Source organism: Microbacterium sp. lyk4-40-TSB-66, from assembly GCF_030209475.1.
In the GTDB taxonomy this organism is placed as follows: domain Bacteria; phylum Actinomycetota; class Actinomycetes; order Actinomycetales; family Microbacteriaceae; genus Microbacterium.
The window spans coordinates 413,068-429,063 of sequence record NZ_JARVRW010000003.1; the positions used below are offsets into that span (position 1 = coordinate 413,068).

At 71.4% G+C, this 15,996-nt stretch carries 14 protein-coding genes; 5 read left to right on the forward strand and 9 right to left on the reverse strand.

Annotated features, from left to right (window positions below):
- The first annotated feature begins 32 nt into the window (after positions 1–32).
- Positions 33–509 (forward strand): helix-turn-helix domain-containing protein, encoded by a 477-nt coding sequence (locus tag QRO03_RS16385; protein ID WP_350224124.1) that lies wholly within the window; start codon positions 33–35, stop codon positions 507–509.
- Positions 510–535: 26 nt separating this feature from the next.
- On the opposite strand, the gene QRO03_RS07005 is transcribed toward QRO03_RS16385, so the two are convergent.
- The 7 genes from QRO03_RS07005 to QRO03_RS07035 form a co-directional block, all read right to left on the reverse strand.
- On the reverse strand, positions 536–1,207 hold the full coding sequence (locus QRO03_RS07005; protein ID WP_285136799.1) for a response regulator: 672 nt from the start codon (positions 1,205–1,207) through the stop codon (positions 536–538).
- Entirely contained in the window at positions 1,204–3,861 is a 2,658-nt protein-coding gene (locus QRO03_RS07010; RefSeq protein ID WP_285136916.1) for a DUF4118 domain-containing protein, read from the reverse strand. Before QRO03_RS07010 ends, QRO03_RS07005 begins: the two co-directional genes overlap by 4 nt.
- 287 nt (positions 3,862–4,148) lie before the next feature.
- Positions 4,149–4,739, reverse strand: coding sequence for a K(+)-transporting ATPase subunit C (gene kdpC / locus QRO03_RS07015; protein WP_285136800.1), 591 nt, complete (start codon positions 4,737–4,739; stop codon positions 4,149–4,151).
- Positions 4,740–4,750: 11 nt separating this feature from the next.
- Positions 4,751–7,003: a potassium-transporting ATPase subunit KdpB gene (gene kdpB, locus QRO03_RS07020; protein ID WP_285136801.1), complete on the reverse strand. Its 2,253-nt coding sequence runs from the start codon at positions 7,001–7,003 to the stop codon at positions 4,751–4,753.
- Entirely contained in the window at positions 7,003–8,676 is a 1,674-nt protein-coding gene (gene kdpA, locus QRO03_RS07025; RefSeq protein ID WP_285136802.1) for a potassium-transporting ATPase subunit KdpA, read from the reverse strand. The genes kdpB and kdpA overlap by 1 nt, the downstream gene beginning before the upstream one ends.
- 13 nt (positions 8,677–8,689) lie before the next feature.
- On the reverse strand, positions 8,690–8,779 hold the full coding sequence (kdpF, locus tag QRO03_RS07030; RefSeq protein WP_074696280.1) for a K(+)-transporting ATPase subunit F: 90 nt from the start codon (positions 8,777–8,779) through the stop codon (positions 8,690–8,692).
- A complete protein-coding gene (locus QRO03_RS07035; RefSeq protein ID WP_285136803.1) occupies positions 8,776–8,940 on the reverse strand; it encodes a hypothetical protein in 165 nt (54 codons plus the stop codon). The genes kdpF and QRO03_RS07035 overlap by 4 nt, the downstream gene beginning before the upstream one ends.
- 212 nt (positions 8,941–9,152) lie before the next feature.
- Between QRO03_RS07035 and arfB the strand changes: the two genes are divergently transcribed.
- Complete coding sequence (gene arfB, locus QRO03_RS07040; protein ID WP_285136804.1) at positions 9,153–9,590, forward strand: alternative ribosome rescue aminoacyl-tRNA hydrolase ArfB; 438 nt, start codon at positions 9,153–9,155, stop codon at positions 9,588–9,590.
- Between the two features lie 196 nt (positions 9,591–9,786).
- Here arfB and QRO03_RS07045 read toward each other — a convergent pair whose 3' ends face one another.
- Entirely contained in the window at positions 9,787–11,877 is a 2,091-nt protein-coding gene (locus QRO03_RS07045; protein ID WP_285136805.1) for an APC family permease, read from the reverse strand.
- A 126-nt stretch (positions 11,878–12,003) separates the two neighbouring features.
- The gene (locus QRO03_RS07050; protein ID WP_285136806.1) at positions 12,004–12,849 is read right to left on the reverse strand and encodes a serine hydrolase domain-containing protein; all 846 of its coding nucleotides are present in this window, start codon (positions 12,847–12,849) and stop codon (positions 12,004–12,006) included.
- 44 nt (positions 12,850–12,893) lie between these two features.
- On the opposite strand from QRO03_RS07050, the gene QRO03_RS07055 reads away from it, so the two are divergent.
- The 3 genes from QRO03_RS07055 (at position 12,894) to QRO03_RS07065 (ending at position 15,945) form a co-directional block, all read left to right on the forward strand.
- The gene (locus tag QRO03_RS07055) at positions 12,894–13,985 is read left to right on the forward strand and encodes a VanZ family protein (protein WP_285136807.1); all 1,092 of its coding nucleotides are present in this window, start codon (positions 12,894–12,896) and stop codon (positions 13,983–13,985) included.
- A 24-nt stretch (positions 13,986–14,009) separates the two neighbouring features.
- Positions 14,010–15,275 (forward strand): wax ester/triacylglycerol synthase domain-containing protein, encoded by a 1,266-nt coding sequence (locus QRO03_RS07060; protein ID WP_285136808.1) that lies wholly within the window; start codon positions 14,010–14,012, stop codon positions 15,273–15,275.
- A 70-nt stretch (positions 15,276–15,345) separates the two neighbouring features.
- Positions 15,346–15,945 (forward strand): hypothetical protein, encoded by a 600-nt coding sequence (locus QRO03_RS07065; protein ID WP_285136809.1) that lies wholly within the window; start codon positions 15,346–15,348, stop codon positions 15,943–15,945.
- The last annotated feature ends 51 nt before the right edge of the window (positions 15,946–15,996 follow it).

Below are 15,996 nucleotides of genomic sequence, written 5' to 3' on the forward strand. Positions count from 1 at the left end.
AGCAATCTCCGCGGTGGAGGGCCACCGGGGGCGTGCACGTTCTCGTCATCGGCGTCACGTCGGCGCCGCGTCCTCCTCCGCGGGGCGGCACCTCCCGGACCGCTGGACGGTCACCGACGAGCACATGCGCGCCGAATCCCGCCCTGCGACGAACACATATATGTTCTGGGTCCCGATTCGGGCGTGAGCGAAGATCAAGAGTTAACGTTCGTTCAGCAACCGGGGCTGCCTTGACTAGACCCTCCGTCGGATCCGAGCACGAAATTCTTTGCGCACGACTTTCGCGCAATCTCGCAATCGAAGTACACAATGCTCGTCACAGCTTGGGGTTTTCCCAAGAAGAGGCTGCCCTGAGGGCGGGGATCGCGCCTCCGGCTTTGGGCCGAATCGAGCGCGCGCGTTTCTCGCACTATCCCTGGGCGAATCCCACGTTGGAAACGCTCGTCCGTCTCCACTCGTCGTTCCAGATCGATCCCCACCGCTGGATTCGGGGCCTTTCCGACGACTGACCGACGCGTCACCCCCGAGTCAGCCGTCACACGACGAGGCGGTATCCCATTCCCTGCTCCGTCAGCAGGTGCACCGGCGCCGACGGATCGGCTTCGAGCTTCTTGCGCAGCTGCGACATGTACAGGCGCAGGTATCCGGAATCGGCGACCTGCTCGCTGGCCCAGATCTCCTTCAGCAGCGTCTGCCGGGTGACGAGCGAGCCCGGGTTGCGGGCGAGGAACTCGAGCATCCGCCACTCCGTGGGCGTCAGGTGCACGCGCGTCCCGTCCCGCAGCACGGCCTTGGCGGCGAGGTCGACCTCGACGTCGCCGAAACGCACCACCGACTCCCCGTTCGAGGGCACCGAGCGGCGCGCGTGCACGCGCAGGCGGGCGAGCAGCTCATCGATCTGGAACGGCTTGGTGACGTAGTCGTCGGCACCGGCGTCGAGGGCTTCGACCTTGTCGGCCGAGCCCGTGCGGCCCGAGACGACGATGATCGGCGCGGTCGTCCAGCCGCGCAGCGCCTCGATCACCTGCATACCGTCGAGGTGCGGCATCCCCAGGTCGAGCAGCACGATGTCGGGATGCGCCTGAGCTGCGAGCGTGATCGCCGCGGCGCCGTCGGCCGCGGCGACCACGTCGTAACCGTGTGCGGCGAGGGTGATGCGCAGGGCGCGCACGAGTTGCGGATCGTCGTCGGCGATGAGGATCTTCACGGGGCGCCCTTTCCGAGCTCGGATGCCGTGCGTTCCGCGGGCGACGCCGCGGAGGCGGACCGGTCGGCCGAGGTGGACGACGTCGCGGGAGCCGTACGCCCTGCGTCGGGAGACGACATCGGCCGCGACGAGCGCACGGAGTCGCGCGTGTACGGGTCGCCGGTGGCGCCCTCGGCGGCCACCGGCAGCGAGACGACCATGGTCAGGCCCCCGCCGGGGGTGTCTTCGGGGGTCAGCGTTCCGCCCATGCCCTCCGCGAACCCGCGCGACAGGGCGAGGCCCAGCCCCAGACCGGCGGTGTTGTCGGTGTCGCCGAGGCGCTGGAACGGCGAGAACATGTCCTCCCGCCGCTCGGCCGCGATGCCGGGGCCGTGGTCGATCACCCGGATCTCGGCGGTTCCGCCCAGGCGGCTCGTCGCGATGCGCACGCGCCGCCCCTCGGGCGTGTACCGCTCGGCGTTCGTCAGCACGTTGACGAGCACCCGCTGCAGCAGCACCGCGTCGGCGCGGAGCGCCGGCAGGTCGGGATCGAGCGCGAGCTCTACGGCATCCGGTCCGAGATCGAGTTCGTCGAGCGCGCTCAGCACGACGCCCGCGGCGTCGACCTCGGTCAGCGACACCGCGAGCACACCGGCCTGCACGCGGCTCACGTCGAGCAGGTCGGTCACGAGCACCGACAGCGTCGCGAGGCTCTCGTCGGCGGTCTCGAGCAGTTCGCGGCGGTCGTCGTCCGAGAGGTGATCGCCCGCGGCCCGAAGCCCCCCGAGCGAGGCAACGGCTGCGGCGAGCGGACGGCGCAGGTCGTGGCTCACGGCTGAGAGCAGGGCGCTTCGCACCTGATCGGTCTCGGCGAGGGCTCCCGCCTCGGCGGCGGTCTCGGCCAGGTCGGTGCGTTCGAGGGCCGCGGCCAGCTGCGCGACGACCACGTCGAGCAGGCGGCGCTCGCTCGCGTCGAGGTCGCGGCCGTGCAGCTCGAGCACCGCCCGGTCGACGCCGACCGGCACGGTGGTCGATCGCTCGTCGCGCACCGGCTCGCCGTCGGTGGCGATGGCATGACCGTCGGCGGCGATCAGACGCACGCCCGCGAGACCGAACGCCTCGCGCGCGCGGCTGATGAGGGCGGGGACCGCGCTCTCGCCGCGCAGCACGCTGCCCGCGACCGTGGCGAGCAGCTCCGCCTCGGCGGAGGCGCGGCGGGCGGCGCGGGCGCGCCGGGCCGCCTGGTCGACGACGATGCTCACCAGCATCGCGATGATCACGTAGAGCACGAGGGCGATCGCGTTGGCGGCGCTGCTGATGGTCACGGTGTACAGCGGCTCGATGAAGAGGAAGTTGAGGGTGAGGCCCGACAGCACCGCGGCGAACACCGCGGGCCAGATGCCGCCGATCAACGCCACGATCACGACGAGCAGTTGATAGACCAGCACGTCCGCGGCGATGGAGTCGTCGGAGCCGGTCGACAGCAGCAGGAGCGAGATCAGCGGACCACCGACGATGGCGGTGACGAAGCCGAGGATGCGACGCTTGGCGCTCAGCGCGGGGCCGGTCAGCCGGGGGAGGGCGAAGCGGCCGCCGGCGCGCGCGTGGCTGACGATGTGCACGTCGATGTCACCCGACAGGCGGATGACGGTCGCGCCGATGCCGGGACCGGTGAGCGCCGCGGCGACGCGGCCGCGCCGGCTCACGCCGATGACCAGTTGCGAGGCGTTGACCGATCGGGCGAAGTCGACCAGGGCGGTCGCGGGGTCATCGCCGACGACCTGGTGGTAGGTGCCGCCGAGCGTCTCGACGAGGGCTCGCTGTTGGGCGAGATCGCCGGGGGTGCTCGCGCGCAGTCCGTCCTGCGACGTCACGTGAACGGCGAGCAGCTCGCCGCCCGACGATCGCGCGGCGATGCGCGCGCCACGGCGCAGCAGCGTCTCGCCCTCGGGGCCGCCGGTGAGCGCCACGACCACGCGCTCGCGTGCCTGCCACGAGCCCTCGATGCCGTGCTCGGAGCGATACCGCTGCAGGGCCGAGTCGACCTCGTCGGCCAGCCACAGCAGCGCCAGCTCACGGAGCGCCGTGAGGTTGCCGAGGCGGAAGTAGTTCGACAATGCCGCGTCGATGCGCTCCGCGGGATAGACCGAACCCGCCGCCAGCCTGTCCCGCAGCGACTGCGGTGCCAGGTCGACGACCTCGATCTGGTCGGCGGCGCGCACCACGGCATCCGGGACCGTCTCGCGCTGCACGACCCCGGTGATCTTCTCGACCACGTCGTTCAGGGATTCGATGTGCTGCACGTTCACGGTGGTGATCACGTCGATGCCCGCGGCGAGCAGCTCGTCGACGTCGAGCCAGCGCTTGCCGTTGCGCGAGCCGGGGGCGTTGGTGTGGGCGAGCTCGTCGACGAGGGCGATGTGCGGATGCCGCTCGAGCACGGCGTCCAGGTCCATCTCGTCGAGCGAGACCCCGCGGTGGGCGACATCACGACGCGGGACGACCTCGAGGCCCTCGGCCTGGGCTGCGGTCGCGGCGCGGCCGTGCGTCTCGACGATCGCGACGACGACGTCGCGGCCCTCGTCGCGCAGGCGCCGGCCCTCTTCGAGCATCTCGTACGTCTTGCCGACGCCGGGCGCCATGCCCAGCAGCACGCGCAGACGCCCGCGCTTCACGGCGCGCACCTCTCGCTCGCCCCGTCGAGTGTCCATGACACGCCGTTTCTGCGCGCCGCGTGCGGCGTGTCCTGGACACTCGACAAGGGGGGCCGCCGGGATGCCGTCGTGCCTGCCCCGGCGCTGGTGCCGGCGCGAAGCCCGTTGAGTGTCCAAGACACGCCGCCTGCGCGCGCCGCGTGCGGCGTGTCCTGGACACTGAACGGAGGTTCCGGCGCACGGCGCCGCCGCCGCGCGGGGAGCGCGACGGCGGCGGGTGACAGACGCATGTCCCTGATTCTCGTCGCTCAGCGCGCGTCGAGGGCGCGGTTGAGCTCGAGCACGTTCACGCGCGGGTCGCCGAGGTAACCCAGATCGCGCGGCAGGGTGTGCTCCGCCACGAGCGCGGACACGTCGGAGACCGGGATGCCACGGGCCTCGGCGACCCGCGCGACCTGGCGCTCGGCGTTGGCGACGGAGATGTCGGGGTCGAGGCCCGAACCCGAGGCGGTGACGGCGTCGGCCGGGATCGCGCCGGAGCCGTTCAGGGCGTCGAACGCGTACCGGCGCTCTTCGATCGCGGCGATGAGGTCGTCGTTCTCGGGTCCCCCGTTCGATCCGCTGGAGGCGGCGGAGTCGTAGCCGTCGCCGGCGGCCGAGGGACGCGACTGGAAGTACTGCGGGAGGGCGGTGCCGTCGGCATCCGCGAACGACTGGCCGAGAAGCTGCGAGCCCACGACCCGGTCGTCGGCCGAGCGGACCAGCGACCCGTTCGCCTGGAAGGGCAGGGCGACCTGCCCGACGGCGGTGATCAACAGCATGTAACCGACACCGAGCAGGGCGGTGAAGACGAGCATCGCGCGGGCGGCGACGCCGGCGGTACGCAGGGTGGTGCGCATGACGGGGCCTTTCAGAAACCGGGGAAGAGGCCCACGACGAGGTCGATGAGCTTGATGCCGATGAAGGGGACGATGACGCCGCCGAGCCCGTAGACGAGCAGGTTGCGGCTGAGGATGCTCGACGCGCTCGCCGCGCGGTACTTCACACCGCGCAACGCCAGCGGGATCAGCACGACAATGACGATCGCGTTGAAGATGATCGCGCTGAGCACCGCCGAGGCGGGGGACGACAGCTGCATGACGTTCAGCACCGCCAAGCCCGGGAACACGCCCATGAACATGGCCGGGATGATCGCGAAGTACTTCGCGATGTCGTTGGCGAGCGAGAACGTGGTGAGCGCGCCGCGCGTGATGAGCAGCTGCTTGCCGATGCGCACGATGTCGATGAGCTTGGTCGGGTCGGAATCGAGGTCGACCATGTTGCCGGCCTCCTTCGCGGCCGAGGTGCCCGTGTTCATCGCGACGCCCACGTCGGCCTGCGCAAGCGCCGGGGCGTCGTTCGTGCCGTCCCCGGTCATCGCGACGAGGTTGCCGCCCTCCTGCTCGCGCTGGATGAGGGCGAGTTTGTCCTCCGGGGTGGCCTCGGCGAGGAAGTCGTCGACGCCGGCCTCCGCCGCGATGGCCTTGGCGGTCAGGGGGTTGTCGCCCGTGATCATCACGGTGCGGATGCCCATCGCCCGGAGCTCGCCGAAGCGCTCGCGGAGGCCGTCCTTGACGATGTCCTTGAGGTGGATGACGCCGAGGATGCGTCCGGTGCCGGTTCCGGTCCCTTCGACAGGCTCAGGGACCTCGGTCGCAGGCTCAGCGACCCGCGTCGCAGAGGTGGCTGAGCGTGTCGAAGCCACCGGGCGTTCCGCCGGCGTCCACGTCGCGACGACCAGGGGTGTGCCGCCGGACTGGGCGATGGCATCCGTCTCGCTCATCAGCTGCGCGCGCAGGGCCGGGGCGACGGGGGTGCCCGCGCCCTCGATCCACGCGAGCACGGCCGCGCTGGCGCCCTTGCGCACCTGGGTGCCGTCGACGAGGTCGAGGCCGCTCATGCGGGTCTGCGCGGTGAAGGGCACCGATTCCGCGCCGCGGGGCATCTCGGCGACGATGCCCTGCGAGGCGGCGAGCTCGACCACCGAGACGCCCTCGGGCGTGGGGTCGGCCTGAGACGAGAGCGAGGCGTACTCGGCCAGCTCCGGAGCGCCGACGCCCTTCATCGGCACGAAGGCCGACGCACGACGGTTGCCGTAGGTGATCGTGCCGGTCTTGTCGAGCAGCAGGGTGGTGACGTCCCCCGCGGCCTCGACCGCGCGGCCCGACATGGCGAGGACGTTGCGCTGCACGAGGCGGTCCATGCCGGCGATGCCGATGGCGCTGAGCAGGGCGCCGATGGTGGTGGGGATGAGGCAGACGAGCAGGGCCACCAGCACGGGGATCGACACCGGCGACGCGGCGTACGAGGCGATCGGGTTCAGCACCAGCACGACGACCACGAACACGATCGACAGGCTCGCCAGCAGGATGTTCAGCGCGATCTCGTTCGGTGTGCGCTGGCGCGAGGCGCCCTCGACGAGCGCGATCATGCGGTCGACGAAGGTCTCGCCCGGCTTCGAGGTGATCCGCACCACGATGCGGTCGCTCAGCACGCGCGTGCCGCCGGTGACGGCGCTGCGGTCGCCACCGGACTCGCGCACGACCGGGGCGGACTCGCCCGTGATGGCCGACTCGTCGACGGTGGCGATGCCGTTGACGATGTCGCCGTCGCCGGGGATGAGCTCGCCCGTCTCGACCAGCACGATGTCGCCCACGCGCAGGTCGCCCGAGGGGACGTCCTCCGTGCCGGCACCGGATGCCGAGGCATCGACCTTCTCGTCGTAGGAGACGACGCGGCGGGCCGAGGTGGTCGTGCGGGTCTTGCGCAGGGTCGCGGCCTGCGCCTTGCCGCGGCCCTCGGCGACGGCCTCCGCGATGTTCGCGAAGAACACCGTGAGCCACAGCCAGACCGCGATGGCCCAGGTGAAGCCGAACGGCAGGCGCTCGGACCCTGAGCCTGTCGAAGGGCCACCGAGGAACGGCTCCGCGATCGCGATGAGTGTGGTCAGGGCCGCGCCCACCCACACCAGGAACATGACGGGGTTGCGCCACTGGGCGGCGGGGTTGAGCTTCTTCGCGGCGCCCGGGAGGGCGGCCACGATCTGCGCGGCGCTGAACGCGCGGCGCGGGGCGGGGGTCGGGGCTTCGTCGACGGGAGCCGGGGCGTGCGTGAGCGTGGACATCAGCGGGTAAGTCCTTCAGCGAGGGGTCCGAGGGTGAGGACGGGGAAGTAGGTGAGCGCCGTGACGATCACGGCGACACCGCCGAGCAGACCCGCGAATTGCGGGCGATGCGTGGGCAGGGTTCCGGCGGTGGAGGGCACGGCATCCTGGGCCGCGAGGGCACCGGCCAGCGCCAGCACGAACACGATCGGCAGGAACCGGCCGAGCAGCATCGCCGCGCCCAGCGCGGTGTTGAACCACGGGGTGTTGGCCGTGAGACCCGCGAAGGCGGAGCCGTTGTTGTTCGCCGCGGAGGTGAACGCGTAGAGCACCTCGCTCAGACCGTGCACGCCGGGGTTCCAGATCGAGGTGCCCTCGACGTCGGCGCGGATGGCCGGGATGCCGAAGCTCATCGCCGTGCCCGCGAGCACGAGCGTGGGGGTCACCAGGATGTAGAGGCTCGCGAGCTTGATCTCACGCGGCCCGATCTTCTTGCCGAGGTACTCGGGGGTGCGCCCGATGAGCAGGCCGCCGACGAACACCGCGATCACGGCGAGGATCAGCATGCCGTAGAGCCCCGAGCCGACACCGCCGGGGGCGACCTCGCCCAGCATCATGTTGATCATCGGCATCATGCCGCCGAGGGCCGTGTAGCTGTCGTGCATCGAGTTGACGGCACCGGTGGAGGTCAGCGTGCTGGTCGAGCCGAACAGCGTCGAGCCGAAGATGCCGAAACGCACCTCCTTGCCCTCCATCGCCCCGCCCGCCAGCATCGGGGCGGTTCCGTTGCCGGCGAGCTCCGCCCAGGTGAGCAGGGCCGTGGATGCCGCGAAGATCGCGGCCATGACGCCCAGGATCGTGTAGCCCTGGCGGTTGTCGCCGACGATCCGGCCGAAGGCGCGGGGCAGCGAGAACGGGATGACGAGCATCAGGAAGATCGAGAACAGACTCGTCCACGGGGTGGGGTTCTCGAACGGGTGGGCGGAGTTGGTGTTGAAGAACCCGCCGCCGTTGGTGCCGAGGAGCTTGATCGCCTCCTGCGAGGCCACCGGGCCACCCGGGATCGACTGGGCGGCTCCCGCGACGGTCGTGGCATCCGTGAACCCGGTGAGGTTCTGGATGACGCCGCCCGCGAGCAGCACGATCGCCGCGACGATCGCGAAGGGCAGCAGCAGGCGGTAGGTCCCGCGCACGAGGTCGACCCAGAAGTTGCCGATGACGCCGCTGCGGCGGTACGCGAACCCGCGGACGAGGGCGATGGCCACGGCGATGCCGACCGCGGCGCTGACGAAGTTCTGCACCGTGAGGGCGGCGAACTGCACGGTGTAGCCGAGGGTCATCTCGCCCGAGTACGACTGCCAGTTGGTGTTGGTGACGAACGAGACGGCGGTGTTGAAAGAGAGCGCCTCGCCGGGGGCTCCGAGGCCGAGCGAGTACGGCAGCACCGCCTGCAGGCGCATGATCGCGTAGACGAACACGACGCCGATGAACGAGAACAGCAGAACCGATCGCAGGTACGCCTGCCACGTCTGGGCGCTGCGCGCGTCGACGCCGATCAGGCGGTAGGTGACGCGTTCGAGGGCGAGGTCGCGCTCGCCGGTGTAGATGCGGGCGATGTAGTCGCCCAGCGGACGGTGGGCCAGGCCCAGCGCGACGATGAGGGTGAGGCTGGTCAGCACGATGGACCAGATCATTCCGGCATCCATGTCAGAACTTCTCGGGGCGGACGAGGGCGACCACGAGGTACACGACGGCGGCGACCGCGAGCACCGCGGCGAGGATCGAGAAGAAGATCATGAGCGCTCGCCCCCGTTCCGGCGAGCCGCAGGGGCGGACGGGCCGGTGGTGCGGGCGGACGAGGGACGGGCTTCGGGGCCCAGTTTCTCGACCCCCTTGGCGACGAGGGCGACCAGCGCGAAGATCGCGACGGTCGCGGCGAGGAAGACGGCATCGAGCACGACGACTCCAGGATCGGAACAGAACCGCGGCGGACCGCGGGCGCCGCGGGGCGGCACGTGTGTCGATACAACTCCGGCGGGTCTCGGCATCCGGGCGTCCTTACGCTTTCCCTACGGTTCGCCGACGGACGCATACGGAGTGCTTACGCCGCGGATGGGCGGGAGCGGCGGTGGGGGTGCGCCCGGGTCGGGCGCGGGCTCAAGATGGAGTCATGCGCGCGTCCGACGGCCCCGACGTCCGGGTGACCTCCGCCCTCGTGATCCCCGCGGCGGAGTTGTCGTGGCGCTTCTCGCGCTCGTCGGGTCCGGGCGGGCAGGGCGTGAACACCGCGGACTCGCGCGTGGAATTGATGTGGGATGCCGCGGGCTCGGCGGTGCTGTCGCCCGTGCAGCGGGAGCGGCTCGTCGACAGGCTCGGCGCCCGCCTCATCGACGGCGTGCTGACGATCGCGGCATCGGAGCATCGCGCGCAGCTGCGCAACCGCGACGCCGCCCGGGAGAGGCTGGCCGCGATCGTCGCCGACGCGGTGCGCCCGCCCGCACCGCCCCGCCGTGCGACGAAGCCCACGCGCGGGTCGAAGGAGCGCCGCCTGCAGGCCAAGCAGCGCCGCACCGACGTCAAGCGGATGCGCCGTCGCCCGACCGACTGAGGCCGGCGGCGCCGCGGTCTCGCTCGAGTGTCCGCGACACCCGGAGGATCCCCGGATTCGTCCGGGTGTTGTGGACACTCACGGGGTTTTGCGGGACCGCGCCGACCCCGGCGTCACCCGAACGCTCGACGAGGTGCCACCCGACGGCCCCGAACGCCGACGCCCCCACCACGAAGGCGGGGGCGCCGGGCGTGACTCAGGATGCCGAGCCGGGCGGCGTCTTCTTCGAGCGCGGGGCCGGGACGTTCGCGACCGGCTGCCCACCGCGCTGCTGGCCCGGGAGCGGCCGTGAGCGCCGACCGTAGATGAGCTCCGACGAGTCGAGCAGCCACGGCACGAGGGTGATCGAGACGCCGTGCACGAGCATGAGCTGGTGCGCCAGTCGGCGGGAGCGACGGTTGTGGAGGATCGACTCCCACCAGTGCCCCACGATGTACTGCGGCAGGTAGACGGTGACGACGGCGGAGCCGTTCTTCTCGCGGTACTTCTTGATGAACGCCGACACCGGCGAGGTGTAGGTGCGGTACGGCGAGTCGATGATCACGAGGGGGATGGGCACCTCGTGCTCGGCCCACTCGCGCTGCAGCTTGGCCGACTCCTCCTCGGTGATGGCGACGTGCACGGCGAGGGTCTTGTCGTGCTGCGCGGCCATGGCGTAGTCGATGGCCTTCGACGTCGGCTTCTGGAGGCGGTTGACGAGCACGATCGCGACGTCGCCCGACGAGCCGAAGTGCACGCTGTCGTCCATCTGGATCTCGTGCTCGACGTCGCGGTAGTAGCGGTTCACGCCGACCATCAGCACGGCCAGGATCGGGATGGCGATGAACACCAGCCACGCGCCGTGCGTGAATTTGGTGACCGTGACGATGAGCAGCACCAGCACGGTCATCGCGGCGCCGGCCGAGTTGATCCACAGGCCCGAGATGGCCGAGCGGCGCTCGATCGCGGCCGACTGCTGCTTCGCGGCCTCGGGCGTCAGCTCGCGCAGCCCGCGGAGCGCGCGGCGCCAGTGCCGGACCATGCCGATCTGGCCGAGCGAGAACGACACGAACACACCGATGATGTAGAGCTGGATCAGCGTCGTGAGGTTGGCCTGGTACACGATCAGCACGACCAGGGCGACGATGCCGAGGATGACCATGCCGTTCGAGTACACGAGCCGGTCGCCGCGGGTGTTGAGCGCCTTGGGGGCGTATCCGTCGCGTGCGAGCACGGCGCCGAGCAGCGGGAAGCCGTTGAAGGCGGTGTTGGCCGCCAGCAGCAGCACGCACGCGGTGGCGGCCTGGATGATGAAGAACGGGATGCTGCCCATGCCGAACGTGGCGGCGGCCACCTGCGCCATGAGGCTCGGCTGCGGGTTCGTGCAATCGAACCCGATGAGGTGGCAGGGGTTCTCGGCGTAATGCACCCCCGAAATGAGTGCGAGGGCGGTGAGGCCGGCGAACAGCACGATGGCGATGCCGCCCATCATCGTCAGCGTCGTCTGGGCGTTGCGGATCCTGGGCTTGCGGAACGCGGGCACGCCGTTCGATACGGCCTCCACCCCGGTCAGGGCGGAGCAGCCGCTCGAGAACGCCCGCAGCACGAGCAGGATCAGCGCCGCCTGGGTGAGGGACTCCGCCTGCACGTCGTACTGCTGGCTCGAGGCCACAGGGGCGTCGCCGGCCAGGGTGCGGACGAGGCCCACGACGATCATGATCGCGACCGAACCGACGAAGAGGTAGGTGGGGATCGCGAACACGCTCGAGGCCTCGCGCACGCCGCGGAGGTTCACGATGACGATGAGGACGACGAAGCCGACGGCGATCTCGACCCGGAACGGGTTCAACTCCGGCAGCGCCGAGATGATGTTGTCGACACCGGATGCCACCGACACGGCCACCGTGAGCACGTAGTCGACGAGCAGGGCGGCGGCGACGACGACGCCGGGGATCTCGCCGAGGTTCTTGCTCGCGACCTCGTAGTCACCACCGCCCGAGGGGTAGGCCTTGATGAGCTGCCGGTAGCTCAGGACCACCACGATCAGCAGCACGACGACGGCCACCGCGACCCACGGGCTGAGGGTCAGCAGCGCCGTTCCGCCGATGAGGAGGATCATCAGCAGCTCCTGTGGCGCGTAGGCCACGGAGGACAGCGCGTCGGAGGCGAAGATGGGCAGCGCCATCTTCTTCGGGAGGAGCTGCTCGTCGAGTTTCTCCGACGTGAGGGGCTCGCCGATCAGGATGCGTTTCGCGATCGGCGTCTCGTCGACGTCCTCGCGACTTTCGTCAGTCACGGCGCGCGACATTACGCGCACCGGAGGTTCTGCGCAATGTGACGCGCGAGCCGTTCACGGCATGGTCGCCGGACCGTGACTCTCGCGCCGACGGACGCCGGTGGCCGTGCGCGGCATCATCGGCATCCGAGGACCGCCTCAGGCGGCGCGTGCGGCGATGAACGCGGTCACCGCGTCGGCGCCGACGTGGTCGTCCGCCGAGATCGTGACGACCGTGTCGCCGACGAAGACGAGGAGCTGCCCGTGCGCGCCGTGCAGGCGCCAGGCGGCGCCGGGACCGTCCCACCCCGCGAGGGCGTAGCGACGGTATCCGTCGGTGGCGCCGCCCGTGTCGACCCACCCCGCGTGCATGGCATCCACGATCCCGGCGGAGACGAGGCGGTGCCCCTCGAAGAGGCCGCGGTCGCGGATCAGCAGGCCCAGGCGCGCCATTTCATCGGTGCGCAGGGCGATGCCCTCGCCGCCTCGCACGCGGCCGTTCGGGCAGCGGCGCCATGACACGTCGTCGAGGCCCAGGGGTGCGAACAGGCGGGGGCGGAGGTACTCCTCGACGTCGCCGACACGCTGCGACAGGACGTGCAGGGCGCTGTAGGTGCTGGCGTTGGAGTACTGGAAGACACGACCGCGCGATGGGCGCGAGAGGAACTCCGCGGCGAGGTCGGGCCAGTCGGTCATCATCGTCTCGGAGTACGGGAAGTCGATGCCGCTGGTCATCGACAGCAGGTGTCGGAGGGTCACGTCGCCGGCGGCGGGGAGCAGATCGCTCACGGGGGCGTCGAGCGACACCAGCTGCTCGTCCACCGCGATCCCGACCGCGAGCACCGCGACGGCCTTGGCGACGGAGTGGATCTCCTCGCGCGCGTCGGGCGTCCAGCGGTGGATCGCGACGTCGTCGCCGACGCGCACGTGCAGCCCGTGCGCGCCGAAGCCGGTGTCGTCGATCCGCGCGACGAGGTCGTCACGGAGGTCGTCGGCGCGGGTCACTCCTCCAGGCTACGGCGCGCATCGATCGCGCATAGGCTCGCGAAATGACCAACTTCGTCGCTTCGGGACTCCTCGCCGTCTTCGCGGGAGCCCTCGTGGCGGTGCTGGCCTTCGTGCCGTTCGTCGCCATCAGCTACCGCCGCCGCGGGGGACTCACCGTGTGGCGGACGCTCCTGTGGGTGGGTGCGGCGGTGTACTTCTGGGCGATCTGGACCTACACGCTCATCCCCCTGCCCGACTCGCAGGTCTACACCTGCGCGGGCGTCAACCTGCAGCCCCTCGCCTTCGTCGACGACATCCGTTCGGCCGTGGCGGTGTCGGGCCGCTACCTGACCGACCCGGTCGTGCTGCAGGTGGCGCTGAACGTGGTGCTCTTCGCGCCCCTCGGCTTCTTCCTGAGGGTGCTCGGCGGACGCGGGATCGTGGTCGCGGGTCTCGCGGGGCTGCTGGCGTCGGGCCTCATCGAGACGACGCAGCTCACCGGCGTCTGGGGCCTCTTCCCCTGCGCGTACCGCGTCTTCGACGTCGACGACCTGATCGCCAACACCAGCGGGGCGCTGCTCGGATCGCTCCTCGCCTTCGCGGTGCCGGCGCAGCACCGGGGTGCGGAGAGGGCTCCGGATGCCGAAGAGCCGCGCCCCGTCACGCGTCGGCGCCGTCTGCTGGGGATCGTGTGCGACGTGGTGGGCACCTGGCTGCTCGGCTTCGCCGTGGCGACGGGGGTGCAGGCGGTGCTCGTGCTGCTGCGCAGCGACGCGGCGTCGTCGTCGGCGTACGGCATCGCCTCGACCGCGGGCACGCTCGCGGCGGCGACGGCGTGGCTGCTCGTGGTGCTGGTGACCGGTCGCTCGATCGGCGACATCGCCACGCGCGTGCGGTTCACGAACGGCGTTCTGCCGGTGTGGGCCGCGCGACCGCTTCGCTTCCTGACCGGGGCGGGCGCCTACACGGTGCTCGCGGCCCTGCCCGCGCCGTGGTCGTACGCGGCCATCGCGCTCGCCCTCGCCACGGTCGCGCTCGTGTTCGTCTGGCGCGACGGGCGCGGCCTGACCGGCTGGATCGGGCGGCGCCGCCTCGTCGACGACCGGGCGGGGGTCGTGAGCCCGACCGTCGACTCGACCGCCGAGACACGATGACCGGATGTGCCCTACGGTGACCGCATGAGAGAGCCGCTGTCGCCGGCGGATGCGCGCATCCTGGCGCTGGAGTCCGACACCGTGCGCGGACACGCGCTGAAGCTGCTGGTGCTGGAGCCCGGCGACGTGCTCGACCTCGAGACGGTGCGGGCGAGCGTCGCCGAGCGTCTGGCGGCCTTTCCGCGCGGGCGTCAGGTCGTCGTGGACGACGGCGAAGGCCCTGCGTGGGCCGACGCTGGTGACGTCGATGTCGCACGTCATGTGCGGCGGCACCCCGCTGACGACCCCGCGGCCTTGCGGGCCGTCGTCGGGCGGCTCATGTCGGAGCCCCTCGACCGCTCCCTGCCCCTGTGGACCATCGATCTCGTCGGTCCGCTCGCCGACGGCCGCGAGGCCATCGCAGTGCGCCTCCACCACGCTCTCGCCGACGGTCTCACGGCGGTGCGCTTCCTCGAGTCGGTCATCTTCGAACCCCACGACGCTCCGGCCCACGCGGTCGGCATCCGCGATCCCGACGCTCGTCCCACGCGATGGAGCGAGTGGGAGCGGATGCCGCTGACCCTCGCCCGCGAGCTCGGACACCCCGGCTCCCGCTCGCCGTTCGACCGGCCGATCAGCGCCCGCCGCGCTCTCGCCTTCGTCGACGTCCCCCTCGCCGAGGCGCGGGCCGTCGGAGCGGCACGGCGCGAGCACGCCACGGTGAACGACGTGCTGCTCGCCGTGATCGCCGGTGCCCTGCGCCGACGGCTCCTCGACCACGGCCACGCACCACGGATGAACGCCCAGGTGCCGGTGAGCCTGCACGAGCGGGGGGAGGATGCCGCGGCATCCGGCAACCGCGACTCGTTCGTCGACGTGAGCCTGCATCTCGAGGAGCCCGACGACCTGCGCCGCCTCGACCTGCTGAGCGCGCAGATGCGCGCGCGCAAGCACGCCCACGACGCCCGCTCGCTCGACGAACTCTTCCACGCGCTCGCCGCGGCGGGTCCCGTCGGGGCGCTGGCGCGGGGGCTCGCCGACGATCCGCGGGAGTTCGCGCTGGCGATCTCGAACGTGCCCGGTCCACGGGTGCCCGTGGCCGTCGGAGGGCGGCGCGTCGGACACGTCTACACCTCGTCGGAGCCGGGGCCGCGCCACGCGCTGCGGGTCGCCGCGATCTCGAACGACCGGTGGCTCGGCGTGGGCTTCTGCGTCGACCCCGACGCGGTGCCCGACGTCGAGCTGCTGGCCGACGCGGCGCACGACGCGTGGGAGGCGCTGCGCGAGGGAACAGCCCCGGCCGGCTCCTGACGTCTCGACGCCGGAGCACCGCCGCCGCGGGGTTCGCCGCCGCCGCCTAGGCTGGGAGGGAAGGAGTCGCATGTCGTCGAGAGCAGGTCGCGCCGCCCGCGCGGGGCGCGGTGTCGCCGCCGCGGCCGTGGCGACGTTCCTCGCGACCGTCTCGCACGCCTCGGTCGGGTCGCAGCTGCCGCCCGCGCTGAACGTCGGCATCGCACTGTTCCTGGCGGCGCCCGTCTGCGTGTTGCTGGCCGGACGCACGATGTCGTGGTGGCGTCTGACGGCGGCGGTCGTGCTCAGCCAGGCGCTGTTCCACGGCATCCTGACCCTCGACCTGCGCGGCGACGGCGTCGCCGCCGGTGGTGCGCACCACGGGGGGACGACCGCGCTTCTCGATGCCACCGCCACCCACGAGGTCGCCGCGCACGCGGCGCACTCGCCGTGGATGTGGGCCGCGCACGCCCTCGCCGCGGTGGTGACGATCGTGGCGCTCGGCCGCGGAGAGCGGGTCGCGCAGGCGATCGCGCGCTTCGTCGTCGCGGCGCTGTCGGTGCTGCGCCCCCTGCGCGGGCTCGCTCCGCGGACGGATGCCGTTCCCGCGGCGCCCGCGCCGCTGCTGCTGACGACGGCGATGACGGTGTTGTCGCCCATGAGGCACCGGGGTCCGCCGCTCGCGGCCTGACCTCCACCCCTCATCTCGCGCGAAACGCCCCTTCGGCGTGCGCACTCTTCA